A 25,068-nucleotide genomic window follows, 5' to 3' on the forward strand; every position below is an offset into this window, starting at 1 on the left:
CACCGGCCGGGAGACGGCAGAATCGGCGACGTGACCGATGCGGACAGCAGCAGCGAGCGGCGCGCGCCCGGCAAGCACGTCGGGTGGGTCGAGCTGTACTTCGACCTCGTCTTCGTGTTCGCGGTGGGCCAGGTGGCGCACGGCATGGTGGCCGACCCGCGCTGGGCGCGCGTCGCCGCGGCGCTCGGCCTGTTCGCGACACTGTGGTGGACGTGGATCGGCTTCGCCGTGCTCTACAACCGCCGCGGCGACGACAGCCGCGCCGCCGACCGGCTGTTCGTGCTGGCCGGCACCATTCCCTGCGCGATCGCCGCCACGCAGGCCCACCGCGTCTTCGACGGGCATCCGGCGGGCTTCGCGGCGGCCATGGCCGGGGTGCGCGTGATCCTGGCGGCCGCGCACCGCTGGCCGGCCCGCGCCGGGCTCGACCAGAGCCGCATCAGCTGGGGCTATGCGGTTTCGGCGGTCCTGTTCGGCGTTTCGGCGGTCGTCCCGCACGCGGGCGCCGTGTGGGCGCTCGCGCTGCTGCAGGAGGCGGGGTTCCTGCTGCTGGGCGACCGCCCGCCACGGCGCCGCGGCGAACGCCCGACGCGCGCGGCCCGGTGGCGGACGCTCCTGGCGCCGCCGCGCGACCCGAACCTCGCGGTCGACTCGGCGCACCTCGCCGAGCGGTTCGGGCTGTTCATGATCCTCCTGCTCGGCGAGCTGGTGATCACGGTCGGCACCGCGGCGCTGGCGCGCCCGGCCGACGACTTCGCCTACTGGGCGGCCCTGGCCGGCGGCCTGGTGATGGCGGGCGCGTTGTGGTGGCTGTACTTTTCGTCGGCGGCACGGTTCTCCGAGCGCATGCTCGGCCTCTCCGGCGGCAATCCGGCACTGGCGTATTCGCTGTACGCCGGCGGCCACCTGTTCCCCGCGTTCGCGCTGCTGCTGATCGCGGCAGGGCTGAACCTGTCGCTGCACGAATCCCCGCCGCAGGCGGCGGCGTGGTTCACGACCGCAGGCCTGACGCTGTACCTGGCGGGCACGCGGGTCTTCTCGACGGGCCCCGGGAAGCGCTGGTACGGCGGCGTGGCCCGCGTCGGGGCGCTCGCCGCGACGGTGTGCCTGGCGTTCCTGGGCCGCGTGCTGCCGGCCCCGGCGGTGGTCGTGGTGATCGCGGCGTGGGCGGTGGCGGTGGCGGCGACGGCGGTGGCGGCGGGCATCCGCCACCGCGCCCTGGAACGCCTGGGCGACGATCCGGTCGCGTTCCTGCGCACCCTCCAGGAAGACCGCGGTCCGGCACGCCGTCGTGAGTGACACACGGGCTCAGCGGTGCGCGCGCCGGTCCATCGGCCCCCACTCCCGGGATCCCTGCTCGTCGACCAGGCGGCGGGCTTCCCGCAGCACCTCGTCGGCCACCCAGGCCAGCGGCTCCGCGTCCACGACCAGCGGCTCGTTGTCCGGGCCGCGGGCGATCTCGCGGCCGCGCAGGACCCACGGGCGGACGCCCGGGCCACGCAGGTCGCGCAGGTGCTCGTAGTCGTACAGCCGCCGCGCCAGCCACAGCCGCAGGGAACGATCGCCCCACCACGGCTCGCGGCGCAGGGAGTTCGCCGACAGGCCCGGCAGCGCGATGCCCGTCAGCCCGTCGCGGCTCGACGCCGAATCCGCCAGATCGACATCCGGTCCCCGCGACCAGCGGACGTACACGTCGTCGCCTTCGGCCTCGAACAACTGGACCAGGTCCGCCAGGTCCTTCACCGTGGGCAGCATGATCACGCAGTACCCCGGCCGCGGCCGGCTAACCTAGCTGGTCAGGATCTGCGGCGAAAGCACCTTCAGCATCGCGTTCGCCCACTTGAGCTGCCGTAGCGTCTGCGGGTGACACCGGCTCGCCAGCTCCAGCAGCTCCGTGTCCTTCGCGGCCTGCGCGCCCTGGGCGAGCAGTTCCCAGTCGAGCGACACCCCGGCCGCCCGGCGGTGCAGGCGGCGCAGGTCGGCCAGCAGCAGGACTCCCGGTTCCGGGCGGCGGCCGGCCAGGTCGGCCAGCGCCGTCCGCAGCGGGGCCAGCGGACCCGGCCCCGGGACGTCCTCGCCGAGGTCCAGGCCGTGGGCCCGGCCGGCACGGGCGATCTCGCGGACGTGCACCACCGACCAGGCCGCCAGGTCGCGGGCGAGGTGGTGGATCTCGTGCTCCGCGTGGTGGCGGTCGGCGGTGTGCAGCAGGTCCTTCGCCATCGCCGTCTCGGCGCGGTGCAGCTCGCGCAGGACGAGATCCAGCTTCATCGGACGACCTCCTCCTCGACCGGCGCGGGCAGCGGCGCGGATTCGGGTGCCGGCGCCGCGCCGGCCTTGCGCAGCGCGGCCGCCGCCGTCTTGAACAGCGGCTGCTTCGACACCGGGTCCCAGTCGGTGCAGGTCAGCTCGTTCGCCGCGCGGTCGCCGTCCTTGCCCGCCGGGTGGTCGACGTCCCAGTAGCCGTAGTGGAACGGCAGGAACAGCACGCCGTCGCGGACGCCGCCGACGCGGACGCGCGCGTGGACCCGGCCGCGCGGGGTCGAGACCTCCGCCAGGTCCCCTTCGGCGAGCCCGGCGGCGGCCGCGTCCCGTTCGGACACCTGCAGCCACACCTCCGGCGCGGCCGCCTGCAGCTCCGGCGCCCGGCCGGTCTTGGTGCGCGTGTGGAAGTGGTGGATCGTCCGGCCGTTGATCAGGTGGAACGGGTGGTCGTCGCCGGGCACCTCGTGCGGCGGGACGAACTCGGCGGCCTTGAGCATCGCCTTCCCGCCGGGGTTCATCGCGCGGTACTCCACCGGTTCCAGCGGCGCGCCGGTGACGAGGTCACGGCCGTAGCTCTCGCAGTAGTCGGGCTGCGCGAAGAACTCCCCGTCGGTGTACAGCCGCTCGGTCCCGTCCGGGCTCTCGGCGGTGCACGGCCACTGGATGCCGCTCACCTCGCGCAGCTTGGCGTAGCTCAGCCCGCTGTAGTCGCACGGCCGCCCGGCCGACGCGCGTTTCCAGGCCTCGAACGCCGTTTCGGCGTCGTGCCACTGCGGGAACGGCTCGCCGTCGTTGCCGCGGAAGTTCATCCGCCGCGCGTAGTCGAGGAAGATGTCGAGGTCCGCGCGGGCCTGGCCGGGCGGCTCGACGGCCTTCTCCGACAGGTGCACCGTGCGGTCGGCGTTGGTGAACGTGCCGGTCTTCTCCCCCCACATCGCCGCGGGCAGCACGACGTCGGCCAGTTCGGCGGTCTCCGTGCGGAACGCGTCCTGCACCACCAGGAACAGCCGCGGGGAGTCCAGGATGGACCGGATCCGGTGCAGTTCCGGCAGCGAGACGGCCGGGTTGGTGGCCGAGACCCAGAGGAACCGCAGGGTGCCGGTCTCGGCGTAGCGCAGCATCTGCATGAGGTGCGTCGGCGGCCCGTAGTGCGGGATCTTGCTCACGTCGACGTTCCACAGCGAAGCGAGTTCTTCGACGTGCGAGTCGTTGGCCCAGTTGCGGAAGCCGGTCAGGTCGCCGTCGGCGCCGCATTCGCGGGTGTTCTCCGCCGTCGGCTGGCCGTTCATCTGCAGGACGCCGGCCCCGGGCTTGCCGAGCATGCCGCGCAGCAGGACGAGGTTGTTGACCTGCACGGCGGCCGCCGTGGCCTGGTGGGACTGGTAGAAGCCCTGCAGGACCGTGCAGAGCAGCCGCTCGGCGGACCCCAGCAGCCGCGCGGCCTCGCGGATCTGCCCGGCGTCGAGGCCGCAGATCTCCGCGGCGCGCTCGGGCGGGTAGGCCGCGACCATCGCCGCGAGGTCGTCGTAGCCGACCGTGCAGCGCTCGACGTACTCGCGGTCGACCCAGCCGTGCTCGACGATCTCGTGCAGGAGGCCGTTCATCAGGGCGACGTTGGTCCCGGGCAGCGGCGCCAGGTGCAGCGTCGCGGCCCGGGCGACCGGGGTTTCGCGCGGGTCGACGCACAGCAGCGCCGGCGGGTTCGGCCCGGCGAGCCGGTCGAGCATGCGCGACCACAGCACGGCCTGCGTCTCGGCGACGTTGTGCCCGAAGAGCGCGATGACGTCGGCGTGGTCGACGTCGGTGTAGGACGACGGCTGGCCGTCGCAGCCGAAGGACTCCTTGAGGGCGGCGGCCGCGGTCGCCGTGCAGAGCCGCGTGTTGCCGTCGAGGTGGTGGGTGCCGAGGCCGCCGCGCGCGATCGCGGCGAGCGTGTAGTACTCCTCGGCGAACAGCTGGCCGCTGGTGTAGAAGCCGAGCGCGCCGGGCCCCTGCTCGCCGAGCAGCTCCTCGCTGCGCCGGACGATCAGGTCCATCGCCTCGTCCCAGCTCGCCTCGGCCAGCTCGCCGTGCCGGCGCACCAGCGGCGTCGTCAGCCGGTCCGGCGCGGAGTTGGCCTGCCAGCCGAACAGGTCCTTCGGATCGAGGCGCCCGTGGTTGACACGGTCGTCGGCGCGGCCGCGGACGCCGGCGATCCGGCCGTCCTTCACCGCGATGTCGAGCCCGTCGCCGTTGGAGTGCAGCACGGCGGCGCTGCGGACCCAGCGGTCGACGTCGCCGGGACGCAGGCCCTCGGCCAGCCGGGTGTCCACGCGTACCGGCCACGGATCCCCGCGTCCGTAGGGTGTCCTCGTCCCCCACGGTTCGGTGATGCCGTCGCGCTGTGCCACCGCAGACCTCCTGGAACTCGGCTGCGGCCGGGATACCCTCGGACCGGGGGCGCAAACGCCGGACGCTCGTTAGTTTGCGTCACGCAACAGTGCGCCGGAATCCGCTTCGTACGCTTTGACCGCTCCGGCGAACCGCTCGAAAGCGGCGATCGCGGCATCACGGGCGGCCGGGGCGAGCTGGGCCAGCACCGCCGCCAGCACGGCCCGCCGGTCGTGGTCGACCCGCTCGACGAGCTGACGGCCCGCCGCGGTCGGCGCGAGCAGCGTCTCCCGCCGGTTCAGCGGGTTGGGGGCCTTTTCCAGCAGATTCAGCCCGACCAGCCGATCACACGCCCGGGTGACCGACGACGGGTTCAGCGCCAGTTCGCGCGCCACCTTGCCCATGGTGACCGGCGTCCGGTCGGCCACCACCCGCAGCGCGCGGAACTGGGTGAGAGTCAGCTGCTCGGTGTTCCGGCCGACGGTCGAGTCGGCGATCGTCACCATCGCCCGGAGGACGGACAGGGCCGCGTCGGTCCCGTCGTCCGCCTGCCACATTTGCGTCACGCAAGTATGGTAGGGGCGGAAAGCGGGTACAGCGAATTCGTGGGCGCCGCCGGCGACCACGGAAGGAGGCATCCGCACCGGTGAAACCGGATCCCGGGCACGCCGACACCGCCGCCCTGCGCGACTACGTCGAGGCCGTCGCCGAACTGCTGCGCGTCGAACCGGCCGCTTCGTGGAGCGAGCACGGCAGTCCGTCGACCGCCTACATCGCGCTGGCCGACCGGTCGCCGCGGCACGCGGGCCGGCTCCTGATGCTGCAGTGGGCCGCCGACGCGGGATGGTGCCTGGCGCTGGAGCCCGAGGCGGCGGAAGAACCGACGGTGCTGGTCCGCTGGCCGGAACCGCGGCGGCCGCGGCCCGCCGTCGTGGCCCGGCGGGTCCGCGCGGCGCTCACCGAACTGGCACGGCCCGAGAAGAACACCGCGCGGTGCGGCCACCCGTCCGGGTGAAGCCCGCCGCGGAGGTTCCGGAACGGCAAAGGGAGTACTCATGGCTCAGACGGTCGGCGACTACCTGCTCCAGCGCTTGCGCGAGTGGGGGGTCGAGCAGGTCTTCGCCTACCCGGGCGACGGGATCAACGGCATCGTCGCCTCGTTCGGCAAGGCGGACAACCAGCCGCGGTTCGTGCAAGCGCGGCACGAGGAGATGGCCGCCTTTTCGGCGGTCGGCTACGCGAAGTTCAGCGGCAAGGTCGGCGTCTGCATGGCCACCTCCGGCCCGGGCGCGATCCACCTGCTCAACGGGCTCTACGACGCGAAGCTCGACCACGTCCCGGTGGTGGCGATCGTCGGGCAGACCGCGCGCAGCGCGATGGGCGGCAGCTACCAGCAGGAAATCGACCTGCAGGCGCTCTACAAGGACGTCGCGAGCGAATACCTCGTCGAGGTCAACGTCGCCGAGCAGCTGCCGAACGCGCTCGACCGCGCCATCCGCACGGCCGAGTCCTCCCGCTGCCCGACCGCGCTGATCATCCCCGCCGACCTGCAGGAGGAGCCGTATTCGGCACCCCAGCACGCGTTCAAGCAGGTGCCCTCGAGCAAGCCGAGCACGTCGTGGCCGAACCCGGTCCCGCCCGAGCCGGACCTCGACGCGGCGGCCGAGGTGCTCAACGCCGGCGAGAAGGTCGCCATCCTGGTCGGCCAGGGCGCGCGCGGCGCCGCCGAAGAGGTCCGGCAGGTCGCCGAGGTCACCGGCGCCGGCGTCGCGAAGGCGCTGCTCGGCAAGGACGTCCTGTCCGACGAGCTGCCGTACGTCACCGGCGCGATCGGGCTGCTCGGGACGCGTCCCAGCTACGAGCTGATGCGCGACTGCGACACGCTGCTCATCGTCGGGTCGAACTTCCCGTACAGCCAGTTCCTGCCGGACTTCGGCCAGGCGCGGGCGGTGCAGATCGACCTGGACGGCAAGTTCATCGGGATGCGCTACCCCACCGAGGTCAACCTCGTCGGGGACAGCGCGGCCACGCTGCGCGCGCTGCTGCCGCGGCTGACGAGCAAGCCGGACCGCTCCTGGCGCGAGACGATCGAGAAGAACGTCGCGTCGTGGTGGGAGACCGTCGACAAGGAAGCCGCCGTCGACGCCGATCCGGTGAACCCGATGGCCGTCGTGTCCGAGCTGTCCAAGCGGATCCCGGAAAACGCCATCGTCACCGCGGACTCGGGGTCCTCGACCAACTGGTACGCCCGCAACCTGCGCATCCGCGGCGAGATCCGCGGGTCGCTGTCGGGCACGCTGGCGACCATGGGCCCGGGCGTGCCGTACGCGATCGGCGCCAAGTTCGCCCACCCCGACCGGCCGGTGATCGCCCTGGTCGGCGACGGCGCCATGCAGATGAACGGCCTCGCCGAGCTGATCACCGTCGCCCGCTACCACACGCTGTGGAGCGACCCGCGCTGCGTGATCTGCGTGTTCCACAACAACGACCTGAACCAGGTCACGTGGGAGCTGCGCGCGATGGGCGGCGCGCCGAAGTTCGAAGAGTCCCAGAGCCTGCCCGACGTCGACTACGCCGGCTTCGCGCTTTCGCTCGGGCTCACCGCGGTCACCGTCGACAAGCCCGGCCAGCTCGCCGCGGCGTGGGACACCGCGCTCACCGCGGGCAAGCCGGCCGTGCTCGACGTCCGCTGCGACCCGGAGGTGCCGCCGATCCCGCCGCACGCGACGTTCGAGCAGGTCAAGTCGGCGACCGAGGCCGTGCTCAAGGGCGACCCCGACGCGCTGCACCTCGTCGCCCAGGGCGTGAAGACGAAGATCCAGGAGTTCCTGCCGGGCGGGAAGAGCTGATGACGAGACAGCCGCCGCTCGTCGAGCGGGTCGGCGCCCGGGCCTACCGGGTGCCGACCCCGGGACCCGAGGCCGACGGGACCCTGGCCTGGGACGCGACCACGATCGTCGTGGTGCGGGCCGACGCGGGCGAGGTCTCCGGCCTGGGCTGGACGTACGCCGACGAGGCGTGCGTCCCGCTGATCGAGGGCAAGCTCGCCGAGGTCGTCCGGGGGCGGCCGCTGTGCGACGTCCCGGCGGCGTGGACGGCGATGCAGCGGGCGATCCGGAACCTGGGCCGGGCGGGGCTGGTGTCGTGCGCGCTGTCGGCCGTCGACGTCGCGCTGTGGGACGCCGCGGCGCGGTGGCTGGACCTGCCGGTCAGCCGCCTGCTCGGGCGCGTACACGAAAGTGTGGACGTCTACGGCAGCGGCGGGTTCACGACGTTGTCCGAAGGCGAGCTGGCCGCCCAGCTCGACCACTGGGTGCGCCGGCAGCGCCTGCCGCGGGTGAAGATCAAGATCGGCGAGTCGTGGGGCACCCGTGTGGAGCGCGACCTCGAGCGCGTGCGGCTGACCCGCGACAAGGTCGGCGACGACGTCGAGGTGTTCGTCGACGCGAACGGCGCCTACTCGGCCGGCCAGGCCCGGCGGGTCGCCGAGCGGCTGCTGGAGTGGGGCGTCACCTGGTTCGAGGAACCGGTGTCCAGCGACGACCTGGCCGGGCTGGCGGGGGCCCGCTTCCCCGGCGGCCCGGACATCGCGGCCGGCGAGTACGGCTACGACCTGCCCGCGTTCGCGCGCCTGCTCCCGGTGGTGGACTGCCTGCAGGTGGACGTCACCCGCTGCGGCGGCTTCACGGAGTGGCGGCGGGCGGCCGCACTGGCGGCGGCGGCCGGCCGGGACGTCTCGGCGCACTGCGCCCCGAACCTGTCGGCGCACGCGGCGGTGGCGACGCCGAACTTCCGCCACATCGAGTGGTTCGCCGACCACGACCGCATCGAGCGCCGCTTCTTCGACGGCTGCCTCGACCCGGCGGGCGGAACGGTGACCCCGTCGCTGGCCCAGCCGGGCCACGGCCTGACCTTCCGCGCCGGCGCCGCGGCCGAGTACGCACTCTGAAGGAGGATCGCGATGGGAACCGTCCAGCTCCCCGACCCCGTGGTGCACCATCCCGCCCACGAAGACCTCGACGTCGGCGCCCTCGCCGCCGCCCTCCGGGAGCGCGTCCGCGGTGAAGTGCGCTTCGACCGCGGGACGCGCGCCGCCTACTCGACCGACGCGTCCAACTTCCGGCAGCTGCCGATCGGGGTCGTCGTGCCCCGCACTCCGGACGACGCCGTCGCCGCCGTCGGCGTCGCGCGCGAGTTCGGGGCGCCGATCCTCTCGCGCGGGGGCGGGACCAGCCTCGCCGGGCAGTGCACCAACACCGCCGTCGTGCTCGACTTCTCCAAGTACTGCACCGAACTCGAGTCGGTCGACGCCGAGGCGCGCACCTGCGTCGTGCAGCCCGGGATCGTGCTCGACGAGCTGAACCGGCAGCTCGCCGACACCGGCCTGCGGTTCGGGCCGGAACCCGCGACGCACATGAACTGCACGCTCGGCGGGATGATCGGCAACAACTCCTGCGGCGCCACCGCCCAGCGCACCGGCAAGGTCGTCGACAACATCCGGCGGCTGGAGGTCGTCACCTACGACGGCACCCGGTTCTGGTGCGGGGAAACCACCGACGAGGAGTACGCCGAGATCGAACGCCACGGCGACAAGCGGGCGGCGATCTACCGGCAGCTGCGGCAGCTGCGCGACACCTACGCCGACGAGATCCGCCGCCGCTACCCGGACATCCCGCGGCGCGTGTCCGGCTACAACCTCGACTCCCTGCTGCCGGAGCACGACTTCGACGTCGCCGGGCTGCTCGTCGGCAGCGAGTCCACTTTGGTCACCGTGCTGCGGGCCGAGCTGGAGCTCGTCCCGGTGCTGCCCGAGCGGACGCTCGTGGTCCTCGGCTACCCCGACATCGCGAAGGCCGCCGACGCGGTGCCGTCGATCCTCCCGCACGAGCCGGTCGCCCTCGAAGGCGTCGACCACAAGCTGATCCGCGACCAGCAGATCAAGGCCATGAACCCGCAGGCGCTGCAGGAAATGCCCGAAGGCCGCGCGTTCCTGATGGTGCAGTTCGCCGCGAAGACGCACGACGAGGCCGAACGTCAGGCGCATAGGATGCTCGACGCTCTCCACGACACCGAGCACGAAGCCGACGTCGCGTTCCTCGACGATCCCGAGCGCGAGCACGAGCTGTGGCAGGTCCGCGAAGCCGGCCTCGGGGCCACCGCGCACCTGCCGGGACGGCGTGACACGTTCGAAGGCTGGGAGGACTCCGCCGTCGCGCCCGAGCGGCTCGGCGAGTACCTGCGGAAACTGTCGAAGCTGTACGAAGAATTCGGCTACGCCAGCGACACCGGCCCGAGCCTTTACGGCCACTTCGGCCAGGGCTGCGTGCACACGCGCATCCCGTTCGACCTGTACTCCGCCGACGGCGTCGCCACCTACCGCCGGTTCATGGAGCGCGCCGCCGACCTCGTCGCCGAGCTGGGTGGCTCCTTCTCCGGCGAGCACGGCGACGGGCAGTCCCGCGGCGAGCTGCTGCCGAAGATGTTCGGCGAGGACATCGTGACCGCGTTCGGCAGGCTCAAGGCCGTCTTCGACCCCGGGAACCGGATGAACCCGGGCAAGGTCGTCGCGCCCGCGCGGCTCGACGAGCACCTGCGCCTCGGCGCGGACTGGACGCCGGCCGACCCGCAGGGCCTGCACTTCCGGTTCCCCGACGACGGCGGCTCGTTCGCCCAGGCCGCCAACCGCTGCGTCGGCGTCGGCCGGTGCCGCCAGCACACCACCAGCGGCGGGCAGGTCATGTGCCCGTCGTACCAGGTGACCGGCGAGGAGGAGCACTCGACGCGCGGCCGGGCGCGGCTGCTGTTCGAGATGCTCGACGGCCACGGCGACAGCCCGGTCGGGGACGGCTGGCGCTCCACCGACGTGCGCGAGGCGCTGGACCTCTGCCTGGCCTGCAAGGGCTGCAAGACCGACTGCCCGGCCAATGTGGACATGGCGACCTACAAGGCGGAGTTCCTTTCCCACCACTACGAAGGCCGGCCGTGGCGGCGGCCGCGGTCGGACTTCACGATGGGCTGGCTCCCGGCGTTCGCCCAGGTCGTGGGCAGGCTGCGGGCCGGCCGCGTGGTCAACGCCCTCACGCACGCGCCCGGGTTGTCCCGGCTGGCCACGCGCGCGGCCGGCGTCGAAGACCGCGAGATCCCGATGTTCGCCGGGGAAACGCTGCAGCAGTGGTTCGCCCGCCGCGGGCCGGCCGGCACCGGGGCGCGCGGCACGGTGCTGCTGTGGCCGGACACGTTCACCAACACGTTCCACCCGCACATCGGGCAGGCCGCGGTCCGGCTGATGGAGGACGCCGGCTGGCGGGTGACGATGCCGGCGGGCCCGGTCTGCTGCGCGCTGACCTGGATCTCCACCGGCCAGCTGAAGCTCGCCAAGAACATCCTGGCGCGCACGGTCCGCGAGCTGGCCCCGCACCTGCACGAGGGCGGGCTGGTCGTCGGGCTGGAACCCAGCTGCACGGCGGTGTTCCGGTCGGACGCGTTCGAGCTGTTCCCGGGCGACCAGGACGTCCGGCGGCTGCGCGCGCAGACGGTCACCCTCGCGGAGCTGCTGACCGAGCACTCCCCCGGCTACCGGCCGCCGCGCCTGGACGCGAAGGCGATCGCCCAGGTGCACTGCCACCAGCACGCGGTCATGGGCTGGGACGCGGACCGCAAGCTGTTGCAGGCGGCGGGAGTGGACGCCGAGCGGCTGGACTCGGGGTGCTGCGGGCTGGCGGGCAACTTCGGGTTCGAGAAGGGACATCTGGAGGTTTCGAAGGCGTGCGCGGAGCGGGTGCTGCTGCCGCGCGTGCGATCGGCGCCGGCGGACACGGCGGTGCTGGCCGACGGGTTCAGCTGCCGAACCCAGCTGCACGAGCTGGACAGCGGCGGCCGCGAAGGCAAGCACCTGGCGGAACTGCTGGCGGCAGGGCTCGAGAGGCCGGAGGAAACGCCACGCCGCAGGCGACGGGCATTGGCCCCGGCCCTCGCGGTAGCCGCGGCGGCGGGACTGGTGTGGGCACGCCGGCGGGCCGGTCGATGACGCGCCGACGGAGAATTGAGCGCGGCCGCACCGCACGCCGCGCCGCCCAAGCCCGCCGAGCCGCCGCATCCGCCCGCGGCGCCAGCGAAGCAGCCCACGCGGCGAAACAGGTTGCCCGGGCCCGTCTGGTCTGGGCCGCCGGCTTGCTCGTTGCCGCGCGGTTCCTCCCCGTGCCGCGAAAAGTCGTTCTCCTCCTCGCCGGCCGCCATCTCCTGCAGGCCGCCGCCGCGCTGCGGTGGCCTGCGGGTCTTGTCGCCCGGTGGGGCTGGTCCGCCGATGCCGCCCACAGCGCCAGCATGCTCGCGCTGGCCGCCGTCTCCCGGCGGTGGCGGGCCGCGGCGCTGGCCAACGCCGCGGTCGCGGCGGCCTGGGCCCGGGCGGCCCGGCCTCGCGCGGGCGCATCCCCCAGTCCCGGCAGCTGATCGGAGGTTTCATGTCCAGCAACCAGAACCAGGTCGTCGTCGTGACCGGGGCCAGCGGCGGGATCGGGCGCGCCGTCGCGCGGGCTTTCGGCGCGCGGCATGCCCGTGTCGCCCTGCTCGCCCGCGGGGAACAGGGCCTCAGCGCCGCCGCCGCGGACATCACCCGTGCCGGCGGGACCGCGCTCGAAATCCCCACCGACGTCGCCGACTTCGCGCAGGTCGACGCCGCCGCCGAGCGGGCCGAGAAAGAGCTCGGGCCCATCGACGTCTGGGTCAACGTCGCCTTCACCTCGGTGTTCGCGCCGTTCATCGAGATCGAGCCGGACGAGTTCCGCCGCGTCACCGAGGTCAGCTACCTCGGCTACGTCCACGGCACGATGGCCGCGCTGCGGCGGATGAAGCCCCGCGACCGCGGCACGATCGTGCAGGTCGGCTCGGCCCTCGCCTACCGCGGGATTCCGCTGCAGAGCGCCTACTGCGGCGCCAAGCACGCCATCCAGGGCTTCAACGAGGCGCTGCGCTGCGAGCTGCTGCACGAGGGCAGCCACGTCCGGACGACGATGGTGCAGATGCCCGCCGTCAACACGCCGCAGTTCTCCTGGGTGCTGTCCAAGCTGCCGCGCCACGCGCAGCCGGTGCCGCCGATCTACCAGCCCGAGGTCGCCGCCCGCGCGGTCCTGTACGCCGCCGACCATCCGCGGCGGCGCGAGTACTGGGTCGGCGGCAGCACGGTCGGCACGCTCGTCGCGAACGCCGTCGCCCCCGGGATCCTGGACCGCTACCTCGCGCGGACCGGCTACAAGTCGCAGCAGACCGGCGAACCCAAGCCGCCCGCCCAGCCGGCGAACCTGTGGGCGCCCGCCGACCGCGATCGCGACTTCGGCGCGCACGGCGAGTTCGACGACCAGTCCACCCCGCGCAGCTTCCAGCTGTGGGCGAGCCGGCACCACGGCCTGCTCGCCGCCGGCGGCAGCGCGCTCGCCGCGACGGCGCTGGCGGTGTGGCGCCGAGCCCGGTCATGAGCGGCTTCGTCCCGCACGTCCTGCGCGAGTACGCCCTGCTGGCCGACGGCGAACGCGGCGCGTTGTGCGGCCCACGCGGTGACATCGCCTGGCTGTGCGCGCCGGGGTGGTCCGACAGCGCGGTGATGTCGTCGCTGATCGGCGGCACCGGCGGCTACACCGTCAGCCCGGTCGAGCCGTGCGTCTGGGGCGGCTACTACGAGCCCGGCACCCTCGTCTGGCGCAACCGCTGGGTGACGACGTCGACGGCGGTCGAATGCCGGGAAGCGCTGTCCTATCCCGGTGACCCGCACCGGGTCGTGCTGCTGCGCCGCGTCGAGGCGGTCGAGCGCGAGGTCCGGATGCAGGTCCGGCTGGAGCTGGGCGACGCCTTCGGCCGCCGGTCGCTGCGGGAGCTGCGGCGCGACGGCGACGGGACGTGGACGGGCCGCACCGGCGACCTGCGCGTGCGGTGGACCGGCGCCGGCGACGCGGTGGCCGGCGACGACGGCCTCGGCTTCGAGCTGACCGTGCCCGCCGGCGGCCGGCACGACCTGGTCCTCGAGATCAGCGACCGCCGCCTGCCCGGGCGGGTCGACCCCGGCTACCTGTGGCAGGCGACCGAACACGGCTGGCACACCGCGGTTCCCGAGCTGGGGCACACCGTCGCGCCGCGCGACGCACGTCACTCGTACGCGGTCCTCCGCGGCCTGACCACCAGTACCGGCGGGATGGTCGCCGCGGCCACGCTGGGCCTGCCGGAGCGGTCGGAGGCCGGCCGCAACTACGACTACCGGTACGTGTGGCTGCGCGACCAGTGCTACGCCGGGCTCGCCGCGGCGGTCGACGAGCCGCACCCGCTGCTGGACGACGCGCTGCGGTTCAGCACCGCCCGCGTGCTCGACCACGGCGACCGGATCCTGCCCGCCTACCGGACCGACGGCACCCCGCCGCCCGACGAGACGACGCTGAAGCTGCCCGGCTACCCCGGCGGGTCGGACGTCGTCGGCAACCACGTCGCCCACCAGTTCCAGCTGGACGCGCTCGGCGAGCTGCTGCAGCTGCACGCGGCCGCGGCCCGCCACGGCCACTTCGACGGCGACGTCCAGCGCGCGTCCGACGTGGTCGTCCGGCTGATCACCGAACGCTGGGACCAGCCGGAAGCGGGCGTCTGGGAGCTGGAAGACCAGTGGTGGACGCATTCCCGGCTGGCCTGCGTCGCCGGCCTGAACGCGCTGGCGCGGGAAGTGCCCGCGCACCGCGGGGCGGAGCTCTCCGGCCTCGCGGACAAGATCCTCGCGGAGACGACGTCCCGGTGCCTGGACGCGGGCGGGTTCTGGAAGCGCAGCCCGGTGCACCCGGGCACCGACGCGGCGTTGCTGCTGCCGCCGGTGCGCGGCGCCCTGCCCGCCGACGACCCCCGCACGCGCGCGACGCTCGTGGCGGTCCGGGAGCACCTCACCGAAGACGGCTACGTGTACCGCTTCGCCTCCGACGAGCTGCCGCTGGGCGAGGCCGAAGGAGCGTTCCTGCTGTGCGGGTTCACGATGGCGCTCGCGTGCTTCCACCAGGGCGACCGGGCCGGGGCGTTCCGCTGGTTCGAGCGCAACCGGGCGGCGTGCGGGCCGCCGGGGCTGTTCGCCGAGGAGTACGACGTCCGGCAGCGGCAGCTGCGCGGTAACCTGCCGCAGGCATTCGTGCACGCCATGCTGCTCGAGACGGCCCAGCGGCTCAGCTGACCAGCGGCGGAGGGGTTCCCCTGAACCGGTGAAGCGGTTCGCGCATACTGGAGGGCGTCCTCGGCCCTGGAGGAGACGAGTTGAGCGCACCCGCGGACCCGTTCGTGCACCCCGCGTTGTTCTACCGCGACGACGCCGAATACCTCGCCGGCACCGTGCCGTTCGTGTGGGGTGGGCTCGCCGCGGGCGAACCGGTCGCCGTCGCGGTCCCGGGCCCGAACCTCGAGCTGCTGCGGCGTGAGCTGGGCGCGGACGCCGCCCGCGTCCGGATGCTCGACATGACCGACGCCGGGCGCAACCCGGGACGGATCATCCCGCGGGTGCTGCGGGCGTTCGCGGACGCCCATCCGGGCGGCCCGGTGCGGATCATCGGCGAACCGATCTGGGCCGGGCGGTCCGAAACCGAGTACCCGGCGTGCGTGCAGCACGAAGCGCTGATCAACCTGGCGTTCACCGGGCGCGACGCGACGATCCTGTGCCCCTACGACGTCTCGCGGCTCGACCCGGCGGTGGTGTCGGACGCGGAAGCCACGCACCCGGTCCTGATCGACAGCACCGGACGGCGGCCCAGCACCGCGTATGCCCCGGACGATGTGATCGCCCGCTACAACCGGCCGCTGCCGGAGCGTCCCCCGGCGGGCGAGGTGACCGAGCTGGCGGACACGACGGACCTGGCCGCGGCCCGGGCACTGGCCCACGTCCGCGCGGCGGCGGCCGGGCTGACGGCGGACCAGGTGGCCGACGTCGAGGTGGTCGTGACGGAGCTGCTGTCGAACTGCGTGGAACACGGCAGCGGAACGGGCACGGTCCGCCTCTGGACGGCGGGTGGCGAGTTCGTGATCGAGGTCCACGACCACGGCACCCTGTCCGACCCCCTGGCGGGCCGCCACCCGGCGACGCCGGAACAGCCCCGCGGCCGCGGGCTGTTGCTGGTCAACTACCTGTCGGACTTGCTCCGCCTGCACACCGGCGACCACGGCACGACGTTCCGGGCGTACTTCCGGGTTTGACGACGCCGGGCGCCCTCCCACGGCGACCGCAGCCCTTCGCGCCCGAGCGCGCCCGGCCCCGCCGAGCCACCGAGCACCTGCCGAGCCCGCACCGACCGGCGACCGGCGACCCTCCTCAGCGGCGCGGTCGGGGCCCGCCGAGCCACCGCCGCGCCCGTCCCTCACGCACCGCGAGCCGCTACCCCGCCGACTTCACGCGCCTCCACAGCCAGCGCACCCAGCCGGGCCGGGCCACCGCGCACCCCACCGCCGCGCCGATCGCCGCTCCTCCGTACACGTCCGTCGGCCAGTGGGCCCGGGTGCGGAGCCTGCTGTAACACACCACCGCCGCCAGTGGGGTCACCGCCGCTCCCGCTGCCGGGGCCGTCAGCGCCACCGCTGCCGTGAACGCTGCCGCCGTCGTCGCGTGCGTCGACGGGAACGCCGGGGACTTCGGCTGTTCCGGCAGCGCCTTGCGGGCCGGTAGCCCGCCGTCCGGGGGGCGGGGGCGGCGCACCACCGCCTTGATCCCGTGCCCCACCGCCATCGCCGCCGCGCCCGCCGCCAGGCCGCGGCCCGCCGCCCGGCGCCAGCGGCCGGGGCGGCACGCCAACGCCGCCGCCACCACCATCCACAGGAGACCGCCGCGGGCCAGGACGCTGATCGCCGTCACCGGCCTCGCCGGACGGGTGACGGGCAGCGTGTTCGTGTCGAGCCCGTCAGGGGACATCGCGCTCGGCATGGCTCGCAGGTTCCCCGGACGGCGCCGGTTCAACCGCCGTCCATTCGCGACACTGCGACCGGATCTTGATGTTTGCTCGGCCGTCTTCCGGGTACTCCAGTGGAGTGAATGCGCCGCGACTCCGCGTATTCGCCGCACTCGCCGCCGTGGCGGTACTGGCGGCGGGCTGCGCCACGGACCCGCAGGCCGACACCGTGCACGCCGGCCGCGAAATCCGCGGCCAGCTCGAGCTGCTGCGGCTGGTCGTCACCGCCGATCGCGACTCCGTGCCGCCCGTGCCCAGCCTTTCGGTCACCGTCCGCGACGCCGCCGACGAACTCGGCTCCGCCGGCAAAGACGTCGGGCAGCTGACCGACGCCCGGGCCCGCGCCGCGCTCGCGTCGATCACCGACCGCGCCGTCGGGCTGGCCCACCAGCTCGACGACGGCCTCGGCGACGGCACCGACGCCGGGCTCGACCGGATCGACGCGCAGCTGCGGGGCCTGATCGGCGAGCTGGCCCGCTGGGGCGTGACGTCGTGAACAAGAAGCTCCTCGCCGTCACTCTCGGCATCCTCACCGCCGTCGGCGGTTTCGTCGACATCGGCGACCTCGTCGAGAGCGGCGTCGTCGGCGCCCGCTACGGGATGGCGCTGGTCTGGGTGACCGTGCTCGGCGTGCTCGGGATCTGCGTCTACGCCGACATGTCCGGGCGGATCGTCGCGGTGTCCGGGCGCCCGGTGTTCGACCTGATCCGCGAACGCCTCGGGCCGCGCATGGCGCTGCTGAACCTCGCCGGCTCGTTCCTGATCACGCTGCTGACCGTGAGCGCGGAGATCGGCGGCGTCGCCCTCGCCGTCGAGCTGGCCTCCGGCGTGGACCGGCTCGTCTGGGTCCTGCCGATCGGCGTGCTCGTGTGGCTGGTGGTCTGGCGGGTCGGCTTCGAGAAGATGGAAACGGCGTTCGGGCTCGCTGGGCTCGCCATCGCCGCGTTCGCCGTCGCGGTCTTCTTCCTGCACCCCGACTGGTCTTCGCTCGGCGCGCAGATCGCCGGGCTCGCGCCGCCGGCCGACCAGGCGCTGCCGACCTACGCCTACCACGCCGTCGCGTTGTTCGGGTCGGCGATGACGCCGTACGAGGTGTTCTTCTTCTCCTCCGGCGGCGTCGAGGAAGGCTGGACGGTCAAGGACCTGCCGGTCCAGCGCGTCAACGTGCTGCTCGGGTTCCCGCTCGGCGGCCTGCTCGCCCTGGGCGTGATGGCCTGCGCCGCGGTGGTGCTGTTCCCGGCGGGCGTCGACGTCGGCCAGCTCAGCCAGATCGTGCTGCCGGTGACCCTGGCGCTGGGCACCGCGGGCGTGGTGGTCGTGCTGATCGGCATCTTCGCCGCCACGTTCGGCGCGGCGCTGGAGACCGGCCTGTCGTCCGGGTACATGCTGGCGCAGTACTTCGGCTGGGAATGGGGCAAACGCCGCAAGCCGCGTGACGCCGCCCGGTTCCACGTCGCCGTGGCCGGTGGCCTGCTGCTGGCCGTGCTCGTGGTGCAGACGGGAATCGATCCGGTGGGGCTGACCGAGGTGTCGCTGATCTTCTCCGCCGTCGCGCTCCCGCTGACCTACCTGCCGGTGCTGATCGTCGCGAACGACCGCGAGTACCTCGGCGAGCACGCCAACAAGCGGTTCAGCAACATCCTCGGTTTCGCCATGCTCGTCGTCATCGCCGTCGCGGCGGTGGCGGCGATCCCGCTGATGATCTTCACCGGAGCCGGCCAATGAACCCGTGGGACGAAGAGCGCCCGATCGACCTGGCCGACGCGCTGCTGGACCGGCAGATCCTCGGCGAGGACGGCACTGTCGTCGGCAAGGTCGACGACCTGGACCTGCGGCCCGACGGCGACACGTTCGTCGTCGACGCGCTGCTCGTCGGCCCCGAGGCGCTCGCCGGGCGGCTCGGCGGCCCGGTCGGGAAGCTGCTGCACCGGATCGGCCGCGGGTTCCGCACCGGGCCGCCGCAGCGGATCCCGATGACCGCGATCCGCCGGGTGGAGCCGGCGATCGTGGTGACGACCGCGGTGGCCCAGGCGACGACCAGCCCGTCGCAGGAGTGGCTGCGGCGCCGGATCGTCGACCGGATCCCCGGAGCGGGCGATGCGAGCGGGTGAGCTGATCGGCCGTCCGGTCCGGGACGCGACGGGCCGCCGCATCGGGGCGGTCCGCGAAATCCGCACGGAGTCGACGCCGCGCGGCGACGGGATGCCGGAGCTGGTGGTGCGCGGGGTGGTCGTCGCCCGCACGCGCGTCCGGCTGTTCGGCTACCAGCGCCACGACCAGCGCGGGCCGGGGCCGTTGGTGGCGCTGATCCGGTGGCTGCACCGGCACACCCGGTACGTCGAGTGGGCGGACGTCGACCTGTCCGGGCCGGAGGTCCGGGTGCGCCGGCCGTTCGCCGAGCTGGCGCCGATCGTCCGGCCCTGAGCCGCGGCTGGTGGCACAGTGACGCACCCGGACGCCGGACCCGCGTTCCCGGGCGCGCGGCAGCGCCGGCCCGGTCCGGACCGGTGTGCGCCGCGGCGGCTCAGTTCGGGATCTCGGTGGCCCGTTCCCAGCCGGAGGGCAGCTGGCACACGTTGAGCGCGTGGTCGAGGCCGCTGCCGGCCAGTGCCCGGCGCACGACGCGGTTGTTGCCGGTGACGATCCGCAGGGTGGTGCTCTCGCGGACCGTCCTGGCGTGGATGCCGGCGAGGACGGAGAGCCCGGCCGAGTCCAGGAAGTCGACCTCGGACAGGTCGAGCACGAGGACGGGGAACCGGCGGTGGGCCCAGGTGCTGAGGACCGAGCCGAGCTCGGCGGCACTGTCCTCGTCGAGCGCGCCGCGGATCCGGACCATGACCGCGCCGAAGTACGGCCGGATCACCTTGATGTCGAACGGACTTCGTTCCGCACGGGGAGGCGGCGGCGCCATCGGGATCGCCGTCGCGGGGGGCTGCACGACCAACATCTTGAATACGCCTTCAGTCGCGATGGCGTGCCGAGCGGTGTCCACTGCCCGCTCGAACGCCGGCAAGTCGGGGGAGGGCGGCTGCTCCTGAACCGCACCCTCGCAGCCTAGCCCTTGATCCAAACGGCGCAACCCCGCCAACGGCCGAACCGGCGGCCTCTCCTCGTGCGCCGAAAGCCGTCTTCCCCGCGTCCGCACCGAAAACCGGGTGCCGGAGCCCGCGCGCTTGACAGCCCGTGCGGGTGACGTCCAGACTCGGTATCGTCTCAGGTTTCCTGATATACTCTCGGAGGTGCCCGGCGTGACCCGATCGCCGCTCGGCCCGGCCGACTTCGGCCTCGGCAGCTGGCCCGCGCGCCGGGCCCGGATCTCCCCCGGCCGCACCGCGCTGCACCAGGACGGCCGCACGCTCACCTACGCCGCCCTCGCCGGCCGCGTCGAACGGCTGGCCGGCGCGCTGACCCGGCTCGTCGTGCGCGCGGGCGACCGCGTCGCCTACCTCGGCGTCAACGACATCACGGTGTTCGAGACGCTCTTCGCCACGGCGAGGTGCGGCGCGGTCTTCGTCCCGCTCAACTACCGGCTCTCCGGCGCCGAGATCCGCTACATGCTCGACGACAGCGGCGCCTCGGTGCTCGTGCACAGCCCGGACACCGCCGATCTCGTCGAAACCGCCGGCAGGCTCCCGGACGGTGTCGTCATCACGACGGGCGAACACGGCGGCTTCGAAGCCGAGATCGCCGCGGCAGGGCCGCCACCGGAGACCGGCGTCCGGCTCGAGGACCCGTGCCTGCTGCTCTACACCTCCGGCACCACCGGGCGGCCGAAAGCGGCGGTCCTCACCCACGCGAACCTCACCTGGAACACCGTCAACCAGCTCGCCCACCTCGACGTGCTGGGCACCGACAAGGCGCTGTGCATCGCACCGCTGTTCCACTGCGTCGGGCTGGGCCAGATCACGCTGCCGACGCTGTTCAAGGGCGGCAGCGTGGAACCGGTGGCCCGGTTCGACCCGGGCACGATCCTGCGCCGGATCGGCGAGGCCGGGATCACGAGCTTCTCCGCGGTGCCGACGATGCTGGACATGCTGTGCCGCCACGAGTCCTGGGACCGCACGGACCTCAGCTCGCTGACCTGCGTGCTCTACGGCGGCTCGCCGGTGGCCGAGCGCGTCGCCCGCGCGTGGCTGGACCGTGGCGTGAAACTTCTTCAGGGTTACGGGATGACCGAAGCCGCTCCGGGCGTCTCGATGGCCACCCACGAGGGCACGCTCGACCATCCGGTCGCCGCGGGCGTCCCGCACTTCTTCACCGACGTCGCCGCGCTCGGTCCGGGCCTCACGCCCGCACCGCTCGGCGAGACGCCGGCGGAGCTGCTGGTGCGGGGCCCGCACGTCTTCGGCGGCTACTGGAACCGGCCCGAGGAGTCGAAGGCGAGCTTCGTCGACGGGTGGTTCCGCACCGGCGACGTCGTCAAGGTCGACGACGACGGCTGGGCCCACGTGGTGGACCGCGTCAAGGACATGATCATCTCCGGCGGTGAGAACGTGTACCCGGCCGAGATCGAGGCGGTCGCGGTCCGGCTCGACGACGTCGAAGCCTGCGCCGTGGTCGGCGTGCCGGACGAGCGCTGGGGCGAGGCCGGCGCCGCCTTCGTGGTCCGCCGTCCCGGCGCACGGCTCGACGAAGCCGCCTTCCGCGCCCACCTCGAACAGCACCTCGCCCGGTACAAGATCCCCAAGCACGTGCAGTTCCTCGAAACCCTGCCGGTGAACGCCACCGGCAAGATCCGCCGCGTCGAGCTGCGCGCACGAGCCGCCGAAACCTTCACGAACGGACCCGCATGACCACCCCTCTCCTGCCCCCTTCGCTGCGCCTGGAGCTGCTCGGCGACGTCGCCGTGCTGCGCCTGGCGCGTCCGGAGAAGCGCAACGCCCTCGACGACGCGACCGTGCTCGGTCTCGAAGCCTTCTTCGGCGCCCCGCCGCAGGGCGTCAAGGCCGTGGTGCTCGACGCCGTGGGCGAGCACTTCTCCGCCGGGCTCGACCTGTCGGAGCTGACCGAGCGGGACGCGTTCGAGGGCCTGGAGCACTCGATGATGTGGCACCGCGCGTTCGAGCGGCTCGAACGCGGCCGCGTCCCGGTGGTCGCCGTGCTCAAGGGCGCGGTCGTCGGCGGCGGCCTCGAGCTGGCCGCGGCGGCGCACATCCGCGTCGCCGAGCCTTCGGCGTTCTACGCGCTGCCGGAGGGCCAGCGCGGCCTGTTCGTCGGCGGCGGCGCGTCGGTGCGGGTGCCAAAGCTGATCGGCGCGTCCCGGATGACCGACATGATGCTCACCGGCCGCGTCCTCGACGCCGACGAGGGCCACGCCGCGGGGTTGTCGCACTACCGCGCCGACGACGGCTTCGAGCACGCGCTCGGCCTGGCCCGCAAGATCGCCGCGAACTCCGCGATCACGAACTTCGCCGTCCTGCAGGCGCTGCCGCGCATCGCCGAGGCGAACCCGGCCGAGGGCTACTTCATGGAGGCGCTGATGGCCGCGATCGCGGGCGGCAGCGCCGAAGCCAAGGAACGGATGCGGGCGTTCCTGGACAAGCGCGCCGGGAAGGTGGGCCGATGATCCTGCGCCCGGTCGCGCCGGACGTCCGCGAGACCACCGAGATCGGCCGGTACCTGACGTGGCTGGCCGCCCGCGGCCACGCGTTCGAGGACTACACGGCCCTGCACCGCTGGTCGGTGACCGACCTCGACGGCTTCTGGTCGTCGGTCAAGGACTTCTTCGGCGTCCGCTTCCGCTCCCCCGCCCGCGCGGTCGTGCCCGACCCGCGGATGCCCGGTACCGAATGGTTCCCGGGCGCGACCCTCAACTACGCCGAGCACGCCCTCGGCCACCGGCCCGACGGCGAAGTCGCGGTCATCGGCTACTCCCAGACCCGCGAGCGCGCCGAGCTGACCTGGGGGCAGCTGCGCGACCAGGTCGCCAGGGCCCGCGCCGGCCTGGCGCGGCTGGGCGTCGGCCGCGGCGACCGCGTCGTGGCCTACCTGCCGAACATCCCCGAAGCCGTGGTCGCGTACCTGGCGGTGGCCAGTCTCGGCGCGGTCTGGGCCTCCTGTGCCCCCGAATTCGGCGCCCGCTCGGTCGTCGACCGCTTCGGTCAGATCGAGCCGCGGGTGCTGCTGACGGTGGCCGGCTACCGCTACGGCGCCAAGGACGTCGACCGCCGCGCCGAGGTCGCCGGAATCCGGGCCGGCCTGCCCACCGTCGAGCACGTCGTGCACGTCCCGTACGGCGACGGCGAACTCCCGGACACCGTCGGATGGGGCGAGCTGCTCACCGAAAGCAGCGACATCCGGGCCTTCGGCCCGGGCCAGGGGCTTCGCCACCCGGACGTCTCGGAGGCGGGCGGCCCCGGATTCGAGCCGGTCGGCTTCGCGCACCCGCTGTGCGTGCTCTTCTCCTCCGGCACCACCGGCAAGCCCAAGGCGATCGTGCACGGCCACGGCGGGATCCTGCTGGAGCACCTCAAGAACCACGGCCTGAGCTGGGACCTGCGCCCCGGCGACCGGATCCTGTGGTTCTCCACCACCGCGTGGATGATGTGGAACGCGCTCGTGTCGGGGCTGCTCACCGGCGCGTCGATCGTGCTCGTCGACGGCAACCCGCTGCACCCGGACCTGGCGTGGCAGTGGCGGCTGGCCGCCGAGACCCGCGCGACGCTGATGGGCGCGAGCCCGGGCTTCCTGATGGCGTGCCGGAAGGCGGGCCTCGACCCGGCCGCCGAGTTCGACCTGTCGGCGATCCGGCAGATCGGCGCGGCGGGCAGCCCGCTGCCCGCCGAGGGCTACCACTGGGTGCGGGACGTCTTCGGCCCGGACGTCCTGCTCAACGTCGGCAGCGGCGGCACGGACGTCTGCAGCGGGATCGTCCAGGGCAGCCCGCTGCAGCCCGTGGTGGCCGGCGAAATCGCCGGGCCGTGCCTCGGGGTCGACGCGAAGGCGTTCGACGAGCGGGGCCGGGAGGTCGTCGGCGAGCTGGGCGAGCTGGTCATCACCGCGCCGATGCCGTCCATGCCGGTCGGCTTCTGGGGCGACGACACGGGCGCGCGCTACCGCGAGACGTACTTCTCGACCTACCCCGGTGTCTGGCGGCACGGCGACTGGATCCGGTTCACCCCCGAAGGCAGCTGTGTCATCGCCGGCCGTTCCGACGCCACCCTCAACCGCGGCGGCGTCCGGCTCGGTACCGCCGAGTTCTACGCCGTGGTCGAAGAGCTCCCGGAGGTCGACGACTCGCTCGTCGTGCACCTCGAAGACCCCGCGGGCGGGAACGGCGAGCTGCGGCTGTACGTCGTGCTGCACCCGGGAGCCGAACTCGGCGAGCCGCTGCGCCACAAGATCGCCGCGGCGCTGCGCGGAGCGCTCTCGCCGCGGCACGTGCCGGACGCGATCACCGCCGTCCCGGCGATCCCGCGCAACCGCACGGGGAAGAAACTGGAGCTGCCGGTGAAGAAGCTGCTGCGTGGCGCGCGGCTCGAGGACGTCGTCGGGCCCGACGTACTGGCCGACCCGGCGTCCCTCGACGCCTTCCTCGGGGAGCGCGCATGACGACCGTCGCGATCGTCGGCACCGGCGTGATCGGGGCCGGCTGGGCCGCGCACTTCCTCGGCCGCGGGTTCGACGTCGTCGCGACCGACCCGGCGCCCGGCGCCGAGGACCGCCTCCGCGCCGACGTCACCGCGCACTGGCCGACCGTGACGCGGCTCGGCCTCGCCGAAGGCGCGTCGCCGGACCGGCTGCGGTTCGTCGCCGACGCCGGCGAAGCGGCGTCCGTCGCGGACTTCGTGCAGGAGAACGGCCCTGAGCGCGAAGACGTCAAGCACGCGCTGTTCGGCGTGCTCGACGAAGCGGCGCGGCCCGGCGTGATCCTCGCCAGCAGCTCGTCCGGGCTGCTGCCGAGCGTCATCGCCCGTGGCTGCCCGCACCACCCGGAGCGGCTGGTGATCGGTCACCCGTTCAACCCGCCGCACGTCATCCCGCTCGTCGAGGTCGTCCCCGGCCGGGACACCGCGCCCGAGGTCGTCGACCGCGCGATGGCGTTCTACACCGCGGCGGGCAAGCGGCCGATCCGGCTGGCCCGTGAGGTGCCCGGCCACGTCGCGAACCGGCTGCAGGCCGCGCTGTGGCAGGAGGCGTACTCACTCGTGGAACGGGGCATCGCGACGGTGGCCGACATCGACGCCGCCATCGCGCACGGGCCCGGCCTGCGCTGGGCCGTGCTCGGCCCGTTCCTCAACCAGCACCTCTCCGGCGGCCCGGGCGGGCTGGCGCACGTCCTGGCCCACCTCGGGCCGCCCACCGAACAGTGGTGGCGCGACCTCGGCCGCGTCCACCTGACCCCGGAGCTGGCCGCCACGCTCGTCGCCGGTGTCGACGCCGAGCTGGCCGGCACCGATCAGCAGGCCCTCGTCGCCGCCCGCGACGCCGTCCTCGACCGGCTGCTGGCCGCCAAGGCCGCGCAACCCGACCTGCCCTGAACCCCAGGAGT

Annotated in this window: 23 protein-coding genes; 17 read left to right on the forward strand and 6 right to left on the reverse strand. The window is 73.6% G+C overall.

The window, feature by feature from the left end:
• Positions 1-30: 30 nt before the first annotated feature.
• Positions 31-1,299 (forward strand): low temperature requirement protein A, encoded by a 1,269-nt coding sequence (locus BT341_RS30795; protein WP_072479600.1) that lies wholly within the window; start codon positions 31-33, stop codon positions 1,297-1,299.
• A gap of 9 nt (positions 1,300-1,308) precedes the next feature.
• On the opposite strand, the gene BT341_RS30800 is transcribed toward BT341_RS30795, so the two are convergent.
• From BT341_RS30800 to BT341_RS30815, 4 genes are all read right to left on the reverse strand, one after another.
• The gene (locus BT341_RS30800) at positions 1,309-1,755 is read right to left on the reverse strand and encodes a DUF6098 family protein (RefSeq protein WP_072482274.1); all 447 of its coding nucleotides are present in this window, start codon (positions 1,753-1,755) and stop codon (positions 1,309-1,311) included.
• Between the two features lie 33 nt (positions 1,756-1,788).
• Positions 1,789-2,268 carry a hypothetical protein gene (locus BT341_RS30805; RefSeq protein WP_072479601.1) on the reverse strand — a complete coding sequence of 160 codons (480 nt, stop codon included), beginning with the start codon at positions 2,266-2,268 and terminating at the stop codon, positions 1,789-1,791.
• Positions 2,265-4,652 (reverse strand): molybdopterin oxidoreductase family protein, encoded by a 2,388-nt coding sequence (locus tag BT341_RS30810; RefSeq protein WP_072479602.1) that lies wholly within the window; start codon positions 4,650-4,652, stop codon positions 2,265-2,267. Before BT341_RS30810 ends, BT341_RS30805 begins: the two co-directional genes overlap by 4 nt.
• 69 nt (positions 4,653-4,721) lie before the next feature.
• Positions 4,722-5,189 (reverse strand): MarR family winged helix-turn-helix transcriptional regulator, encoded by a 468-nt coding sequence (locus BT341_RS30815; protein WP_245805367.1) that lies wholly within the window; start codon positions 5,187-5,189, stop codon positions 4,722-4,724.
• Between the two features lie 89 nt (positions 5,190-5,278).
• On the opposite strand from BT341_RS30815, the gene BT341_RS30820 reads away from it, so the two are divergent.
• The 8 genes from BT341_RS30820 (at position 5,279) to BT341_RS30855 (ending at position 15,831) form a co-directional block, all read left to right on the forward strand.
• Positions 5,279-5,647, forward strand: coding sequence for a DUF6292 family protein (locus BT341_RS30820; protein ID WP_072479604.1), 369 nt, complete (start codon positions 5,279-5,281; stop codon positions 5,645-5,647).
• A 40-nt stretch (positions 5,648-5,687) separates the two neighbouring features.
• Positions 5,688-7,481: a thiamine pyrophosphate-requiring protein gene (locus BT341_RS30825; RefSeq protein WP_072479605.1), complete on the forward strand. Its 1,794-nt coding sequence runs from the start codon at positions 5,688-5,690 to the stop codon at positions 7,479-7,481.
• On the forward strand, positions 7,481-8,581 hold the full coding sequence (locus BT341_RS30830; RefSeq protein WP_072479606.1) for an enolase C-terminal domain-like protein: 1,101 nt from the start codon (positions 7,481-7,483) through the stop codon (positions 8,579-8,581). The genes BT341_RS30825 and BT341_RS30830 overlap by 1 nt, the downstream gene beginning before the upstream one ends.
• 12 nt (positions 8,582-8,593) lie before the next feature.
• Entirely contained in the window at positions 8,594-11,659 is a 3,066-nt protein-coding gene (locus BT341_RS30835; protein WP_072479607.1) for an FAD-binding and (Fe-S)-binding domain-containing protein, read from the forward strand.
• Between the two features lie 170 nt (positions 11,660-11,829).
• Positions 11,830-12,081, forward strand: a complete 252-nt coding sequence (locus BT341_RS30840; protein ID WP_143168681.1) for a hypothetical protein — start codon at positions 11,830-11,832, stop codon at positions 12,079-12,081.
• A gap of 11 nt (positions 12,082-12,092) precedes the next feature.
• Positions 12,093-13,103 (forward strand): SDR family oxidoreductase, encoded by a 1,011-nt coding sequence (locus BT341_RS30845; protein WP_072479609.1) that lies wholly within the window; start codon positions 12,093-12,095, stop codon positions 13,101-13,103.
• Positions 13,100-14,821: a glycoside hydrolase family 15 protein gene (locus tag BT341_RS30850; protein WP_072482275.1), complete on the forward strand. Its 1,722-nt coding sequence runs from the start codon at positions 13,100-13,102 to the stop codon at positions 14,819-14,821. Before BT341_RS30845 ends, BT341_RS30850 begins: the two co-directional genes overlap by 4 nt.
• Positions 14,822-14,901: 80 nt before the next feature.
• Complete coding sequence (locus BT341_RS30855) at positions 14,902-15,831, forward strand: sensor histidine kinase (protein WP_072479610.1); 930 nt, start codon at positions 14,902-14,904, stop codon at positions 15,829-15,831.
• 178 nt (positions 15,832-16,009) lie between these two features.
• Here the strand turns inward: BT341_RS30855 and BT341_RS30860 are convergent, their stop codons facing one another.
• Complete coding sequence (locus BT341_RS30860; RefSeq protein ID WP_084743039.1) at positions 16,010-16,552, reverse strand: phosphatase PAP2 family protein; 543 nt, start codon at positions 16,550-16,552, stop codon at positions 16,010-16,012.
• 146 nt (positions 16,553-16,698) lie between these two features.
• Here BT341_RS30860 and BT341_RS30865 point away from each other — a divergent pair, with 146 nt between their 5' ends.
• From BT341_RS30865 to BT341_RS30880, 4 genes are read left to right on the forward strand one after another with little or no spacing between them, the layout of a single operon-like run.
• On the forward strand, positions 16,699-17,073 hold the full coding sequence (locus tag BT341_RS30865) for a hypothetical protein (protein WP_245805165.1): 375 nt from the start codon (positions 16,699-16,701) through the stop codon (positions 17,071-17,073).
• Entirely contained in the window at positions 17,070-18,302 is a 1,233-nt protein-coding gene (locus BT341_RS30870; protein WP_072479612.1) for an NRAMP family divalent metal transporter, read from the forward strand. Before BT341_RS30865 ends, BT341_RS30870 begins: the two co-directional genes overlap by 4 nt.
• Positions 18,299-18,688 carry a PRC-barrel domain-containing protein gene (locus BT341_RS30875; protein WP_072479613.1) on the forward strand — a complete coding sequence of 130 codons (390 nt, stop codon included), beginning with the start codon at positions 18,299-18,301 and terminating at the stop codon, positions 18,686-18,688. Before BT341_RS30870 ends, BT341_RS30875 begins: the two co-directional genes overlap by 4 nt.
• A complete protein-coding gene (locus BT341_RS30880; RefSeq protein WP_072479614.1) occupies positions 18,675-19,001 on the forward strand; it encodes a hypothetical protein in 327 nt (108 codons plus the stop codon). The genes BT341_RS30875 and BT341_RS30880 overlap by 14 nt, the downstream gene beginning before the upstream one ends.
• Before the next feature lie 100 nt (positions 19,002-19,101).
• On the opposite strand, the gene BT341_RS30885 is transcribed toward BT341_RS30880, so the two are convergent.
• Positions 19,102-19,524, reverse strand: coding sequence for an STAS domain-containing protein (locus tag BT341_RS30885; RefSeq protein ID WP_072482276.1), 423 nt, complete (start codon positions 19,522-19,524; stop codon positions 19,102-19,104).
• Positions 19,525-19,825: 301 nt separating this feature from the next.
• Here BT341_RS30885 and BT341_RS30890 point away from each other — a divergent pair, with 301 nt between their 5' ends.
• The 4 genes from BT341_RS30890 to BT341_RS30905 are packed head-to-tail and all read left to right on the forward strand — an operon-like array spanning position 19,826 to position 25,057.
• Complete coding sequence (locus BT341_RS30890; RefSeq protein WP_072479615.1) at positions 19,826-21,370, forward strand: acyl-CoA synthetase; 1,545 nt, start codon at positions 19,826-19,828, stop codon at positions 21,368-21,370.
• The gene (locus tag BT341_RS30895; protein ID WP_072479616.1) at positions 21,367-22,143 is read left to right on the forward strand and encodes a crotonase/enoyl-CoA hydratase family protein; all 777 of its coding nucleotides are present in this window, start codon (positions 21,367-21,369) and stop codon (positions 22,141-22,143) included. The genes BT341_RS30890 and BT341_RS30895 overlap by 4 nt, the downstream gene beginning before the upstream one ends.
• Positions 22,140-24,128 carry an acetoacetate--CoA ligase gene (locus tag BT341_RS30900; protein ID WP_072479617.1) on the forward strand — a complete coding sequence of 663 codons (1,989 nt, stop codon included), beginning with the start codon at positions 22,140-22,142 and terminating at the stop codon, positions 24,126-24,128. The genes BT341_RS30895 and BT341_RS30900 overlap by 4 nt, the downstream gene beginning before the upstream one ends.
• Positions 24,125-25,057, forward strand: coding sequence for a 3-hydroxyacyl-CoA dehydrogenase NAD-binding domain-containing protein (locus tag BT341_RS30905; protein ID WP_072479618.1), 933 nt, complete (start codon positions 24,125-24,127; stop codon positions 25,055-25,057). The genes BT341_RS30900 and BT341_RS30905 overlap by 4 nt, the downstream gene beginning before the upstream one ends.
• Positions 25,058-25,068 lie beyond the last annotated feature (11 nt).

This window comes from Amycolatopsis australiensis, from assembly GCF_900119165.1.
Taxonomy (GTDB): Bacteria; Actinomycetota; Actinomycetes; order Mycobacteriales; family Pseudonocardiaceae; genus Amycolatopsis; species Amycolatopsis australiensis.

Excerpts from the sequence above, each read along its gene's own strand:
- BT341_RS30900 (WP_072479617.1), top strand. The coding sequence starts at position 22,140 with ATGATCCTGCGCCCGGTCGCGCCGGACGTCCGCGAGACCACCGAGATC.
- BT341_RS30860 (WP_084743039.1), bottom strand. The coding sequence starts at position 16,552 with ATGCCGAGCGCGATGTCCCCTGACGGGCTCGACACGAACACGCTGCCC.
- BT341_RS30880 (WP_072479614.1), top strand. The coding sequence starts at position 18,675 with ATGCGAGCGGGTGAGCTGATCGGCCGTCCGGTCCGGGACGCGACGGGC.
- BT341_RS30830 (WP_072479606.1), top strand. The coding sequence starts at position 7,481 with ATGACGAGACAGCCGCCGCTCGTCGAGCGGGTCGGCGCCCGGGCCTAC.
- BT341_RS30885 (WP_072482276.1), bottom strand. The coding sequence starts at position 19,524 with ATGTTGGTCGTGCAGCCCCCCGCGACGGCGATCCCGATGGCGCCGCCG.
- BT341_RS30850 (WP_072482275.1), top strand. The coding sequence starts at position 13,100 with ATGAGCGGCTTCGTCCCGCACGTCCTGCGCGAGTACGCCCTGCTGGCC.
- BT341_RS30905 (WP_072479618.1), top strand. The coding sequence starts at position 24,125 with ATGACGACCGTCGCGATCGTCGGCACCGGCGTGATCGGGGCCGGCTGG.
- BT341_RS30825 (WP_072479605.1), top strand. The coding sequence starts at position 5,688 with ATGGCTCAGACGGTCGGCGACTACCTGCTCCAGCGCTTGCGCGAGTGG.
- BT341_RS30805 (WP_072479601.1), bottom strand. The coding sequence starts at position 2,268 with ATGAAGCTGGATCTCGTCCTGCGCGAGCTGCACCGCGCCGAGACGGCG.
- BT341_RS30875 (WP_072479613.1), top strand. The coding sequence starts at position 18,299 with ATGAACCCGTGGGACGAAGAGCGCCCGATCGACCTGGCCGACGCGCTG.
- BT341_RS30815 (WP_245805367.1), bottom strand. The coding sequence starts at position 5,189 with ATGTGGCAGGCGGACGACGGGACCGACGCGGCCCTGTCCGTCCTCCGG.
- BT341_RS30845 (WP_072479609.1), top strand. The coding sequence starts at position 12,093 with ATGTCCAGCAACCAGAACCAGGTCGTCGTCGTGACCGGGGCCAGCGGC.
- BT341_RS30835 (WP_072479607.1), top strand. The coding sequence starts at position 8,594 with ATGGGAACCGTCCAGCTCCCCGACCCCGTGGTGCACCATCCCGCCCAC.
- BT341_RS30895 (WP_072479616.1), top strand. The coding sequence starts at position 21,367 with ATGACCACCCCTCTCCTGCCCCCTTCGCTGCGCCTGGAGCTGCTCGGC.
- BT341_RS30800 (WP_072482274.1), bottom strand. The coding sequence starts at position 1,755 with ATGCTGCCCACGGTGAAGGACCTGGCGGACCTGGTCCAGTTGTTCGAG.